The following is a 3,997-nucleotide window of genomic DNA, read 5'->3' as shown; positions in this document are numbered from 1 at the left end:
GTGGGCGATGGCCAGCGCCGCTGGCGGGAACGGCATCGTCCCGGACCCGCGCCAGGTCCGGGACGACGCAGCGGGTCAGCCCAGCGGGGCCAGGCGCGCCTTCCAGCGCTCGGTGACGGCGGGGTTCTTGGTGTACAGCGGCGGCTCGCCGCGCAGCACGCGGGTGATGTTCTCGCGTGCCGCAACCGGCAGCGAGGCCATCACGTCATGCGAGTGACCGATGATGTGCGGCGTCAGGATGACGTTGTCGGCACCGACGAACTCGCGCAGCGGGCTGTCCATCGGCAGCGGCTCCTGCACGAAGGCGTCCAGCGCGGCACCGGCGATGACGCCTTCCTTGAGCGCCTTGTACACGGCGGTTTCGTCCAGCGCGGCGCCGCGGGCGGTGTTGACCAGGTAGGCGGTCGGCTTCATCAGGCGCAGTTCGCGCTCGCCGATCATGGCCTTGGTCTCGTCGGTGACCGTCACGTGCAGGCTGACGAAATCCGAACGCTGCAGCAGCTCGTCCAGCTCGACCTTCTTGGTGCCGGCCGGTGCCTTGTCCTGCGGCACGTACGGGTCGAAGTAGAGAATCTCGGTCTCCCAGCCCTGCAGGCGGTCGACCACGCCACGGGCGATGCGGCCCATGCCGACCAGGCCGATGGTGCGGCCACGCACGCTGCGCGAGGTCAGTTCGCGCGGTCGCGGCGCGTTTTCGGCCAGCAGGCGCTGCTTGAACGGCATCTGCATGGCCAGCGCGGCGATGAACAGTACCGAGGCCTCGGACATGCCCAGGAAGTTTTCCGGCGTGGCACCGTGGCCGACGATGATGCCCAGGTCGGTGGCGGCATCGACATCGATGCTCTCGACGCCGATCACCGGCGACATGATGGCGCGCAGGCGCGGCGCGGCTTCCATGATCGAGCGGTCGATCTTGGTGATGGGGCTGGCGACGATGATGTCGGCGCGGCCGAACAGGCGCTCGTAGTCGGCCGGGTCGTAGACCGTGAAGCCGGGGCCGGTGGCAGCCGGGCCACGGATGATTTCGCACCCCAGGTCGCCGAACGCGTCGGCCAGAATGTCCGAAATCCAGTCCGTGGAAACAAAAATGACCCCCTTGCTCATGCGGCTTCTCCTCAGCTTGGTTGGGATTGGGAAAGGGTGTTCGTGACGGCGACGTCACCGTCCGGAGGCGGGTTCGACCGAACGGTCGGATTGTAGGTGGCGGCCCGTGATGCCGACAACCGGCAGGTGGAAGCGGTGGGGTTCAGTCGAACACGACCGTCTTGTTGCCGTACGCCAGGATGCGATGCTCCAGGTGCCAGCGCACGGCGCGCGAGAGCACCATCTTTTCCACGTCGCGGCCTTTCTGTACCAGGTTTTCCACCTGGTCACGGTGCGACACGCGGATGACGTCCTGCTCGATGATCGGCCCTTCGTCCAGGATGTCGGTGACGTAGTGGCTGGTGGCGCCGATGATCTTGACGCCGCGGTCGAAGGCGCGGTGATAGGGTCGGGCACCGAGGAAGGCCGGCAGGAAGGAGTGGTGGATGTTGATGATGCGCGCCGGGTAACGCGCCACGAAACGCGGTCCGAGAATCTGCATGTAGCGCGCCAGCACGATCAGGTCGACGTTGTGCTCGTCCAGCAGTGCCATCTGCGCGGCTTCGGCGGTGTTCTTGCCCTCCGGCGTCACCTCGATCAGGTGAAACGGCACATCGTAGAACTCGACCAGCTGGCGGGTGTCTTCGTGGTTGCTGATCACCAGCGGGATGTCGCAGTACAACTCCCCGGCGCGGTGGCGGTACAGCAGGTCGGCCAGGCAGTGGTCGTAACGCGAGGCGAAGATGGCCACCCGCTGGCGGCGGTCGGATTCCTCCAGCCGCCAGTGCATCGAGTGCTTTTCCGCCAGTGGCGCGAACGACGCGGCGAATTCCCCCAGGGGCATGTCGAAGCCCGCCAGGGACCACTCCACGCGCATGAAAAACAGCCCGGCGGCGATGTCGACATGCTGATCGGCGTGCAGAATGTTGGCACCGTGGCGGTACAGGAATTCGGCCACGGCGGCCACCAGGCCCCGCTGGTCGGGACAGGTCACGAGCAAAATGGCGGTATTGCGGGACATCGTTACGGGTAGGGAATACTGGCTGTGCGGCGCAGAACTATAAGTCAAACGGCGGCCTGGATCAGGGTTCGCCCACTGGCCGGGGGGACGGCATGAGCGATGCCGGCAGGCAACCGGATGGCTATGCCGCTGCCTTGAGGGCGCTGCGCGCCGTGCTTCCGGCCGATGGTCTGTTGACCGAGGAGGCCGAGCGGCGGGTCTACGAATGCGACGCGCTGGCCAACTACCGGGCCCTGCCGCTGGCGGTGGCGCTGCCGGACACGGTCGAGCAGGTACAGGCCCTGCTGCGCGTGTGTCACCAATACGGCGTGCCGGTGGTGCCGCGTGGCGCCGGCACCGGCCTGTCGGCCGGGGCGCTGCCGCGCGAGGACGGCATCCTGCTGTCCATGACGCGTTTCGACCGCATCCTGCAGATCGATCCCGACAACCGCATCGCCCGCGTGCAGCCCGGGGTGCGCAACCTGGCGGTGTCCGAGGCGGCAGCCGTCCACGGGCTGTTCTACGCGCCGGACCCGTCGTCGCAGTTCGCCTCCAGCATCGGCGGCAACATTGCCGAGAACTCCGGTGGCGTGCACTGCGTGAAATACGGCCTGACCACCCACAACCTGCTCGAGGTGACGCTGGTTACCCTGGAGGGTGAGCTGCTGACCGTCGGTGGCGGCGGGCTGGACGGGCCCGGTGCCGACCTGCTGGCACTGGTGACCGGGTCGGAGGGCATGCTCGGCGTGGTGGTGGAGGCGCGCCTGAAGCTGCTGCCGGTGCCGGAGTCCATCGTGCTGCTGCAGGCAGCGTTTCCGGACCTGGAACGTGCCGGCCGGGCGGTGATGGACATCGTCGCCGCCGGCGTGGTGCCGGCGGGGCTGGAGATGATGGACCAGGTGGCCATCGAAGTGGTCGAGGGTTACATCCAGATGGGGCTGCCGGTGGACGCGGCGGCATTGCTGCTGTGCGAGCTCGACGGCGCCGCCGCCGACGTGGAGGCGCAGCTCGAACGGGTCACGGCGCTCATGCAGGCGTGCGATGGCTACGACCTGCGCGTGGCGCGCGAGGCCGACGAGCGCACGCGCCTGTGGGCCGGTCGCAAGGGCGCCTTTCCGGCCATGGGGCGCGTGTCGCCGGATTTCTACATCGTCGACGCCACCGTGCCGCGACGTCACCTGCCGGACATCCTGCGCCACATCGGCGAGCTGGCGGCCGAGTATGGCCAGCGCGTGGCCACCGCCTTTCACGCCGGTGACGGCAACCTGCATCCGCTGATCCTGTACGACGCAGCGGTGCCGGACGAGGTCGAGCGCACCGAGCAGCTGGCCGGGCGCATCCTGGATGCCTGCCTGAAGGTGGGCGGCACCATCACCGGCGAGCATGGCATCGGTGCCGAGAAGATCGACAAGGCCTGCAAGCAGTTCGCCGATCCGGTGCTGGAGGACTATTTCGCGGTCAAGCGGGCCTTCGACCCGGCCGGACTGCTGAACCCCGGCAAGGCGATTCCGACCCTGACGCGCTGCGCCGAGCTGCGCGGCAGCCATGTGCACCACGGCCAGCTGCCGCACCCGCACCTGGAGCGCTTCTGAAGATGGGACAGGACCGCAGCGAGGCGTTGCAGGCGGCGGTACGGGCGGCGCTGGCAACGGGGCACGCCGTGTCCGCGCGCGGCCATGGCAGCAAGGCGTTCTACGGCAACCTGCGGGGCGGCGAGCCACTGGATGTCAGCGGCCACCACGGGGTGGTGGCCTACGAGCCCGGTGACATGGTCATTACCGCGCGCGCCGGCACGTCACTGGCGCAGCTGGAGGGCGTATTGGCCGAGTGCGGGCAGATGCTCGGCTTCGAGCCGCCGAGGTTCGGTGGTGGCGGCACGCTCGGGGGCGCCGTCGCCGCCGGCCTTTCCGGCCC

Annotated in this window: 4 protein-coding genes; 2 read left to right on the top strand and 2 right to left on the bottom strand. The window is 68.5% G+C overall.

Annotated elements, in window-relative coordinates; genetic code table 11:
* Nucleotides 1-75: 75 nt before the first annotated feature.
* Together ABYX71_RS10850 and purU are read right to left on the bottom strand one after the other, a co-directional pair.
* The gene (locus tag ABYX71_RS10850; RefSeq protein WP_372696513.1) at nucleotides 76-1,104 is read right to left on the bottom strand and encodes a 2-hydroxyacid dehydrogenase; all 1,029 of its coding nucleotides are present in this window, start codon (nucleotides 1,102-1,104) and stop codon (nucleotides 76-78) included.
* Nucleotides 1,105-1,246: 142 nt separating this feature from the next.
* Entirely contained in the window at nucleotides 1,247-2,104 is an 858-nt protein-coding gene (gene purU / locus ABYX71_RS10845) for a formyltetrahydrofolate deformylase (protein WP_372696512.1), read from the bottom strand.
* A gap of 92 nt (nucleotides 2,105-2,196) precedes the next feature.
* Here purU and ABYX71_RS10840 point away from each other — a divergent pair, with 92 nt between their 5' ends.
* Nucleotides 2,197-3,675 carry an FAD-linked oxidase C-terminal domain-containing protein gene (locus ABYX71_RS10840; RefSeq protein WP_372696511.1) on the top strand — a complete coding sequence of 493 codons (1,479 nt, stop codon included), beginning with the start codon at nucleotides 2,197-2,199 and terminating at the stop codon, nucleotides 3,673-3,675.
* Between the two features lie 2 nt (nucleotides 3,676-3,677).
* A partial coding sequence (locus ABYX71_RS10835) for an FAD-binding protein (RefSeq protein ID WP_372696510.1) occupies nucleotides 3,678-3,997 on the top strand: 320 nt, incomplete at its 3' end.

This window comes from Immundisolibacter sp. (assembly GCF_041625615.1).
GTDB lineage: Bacteria > Pseudomonadota > Gammaproteobacteria > Immundisolibacterales > Immundisolibacteraceae > Immundisolibacter.
This window is presented reverse-complemented; position numbering and strand designations above follow the sequence as displayed.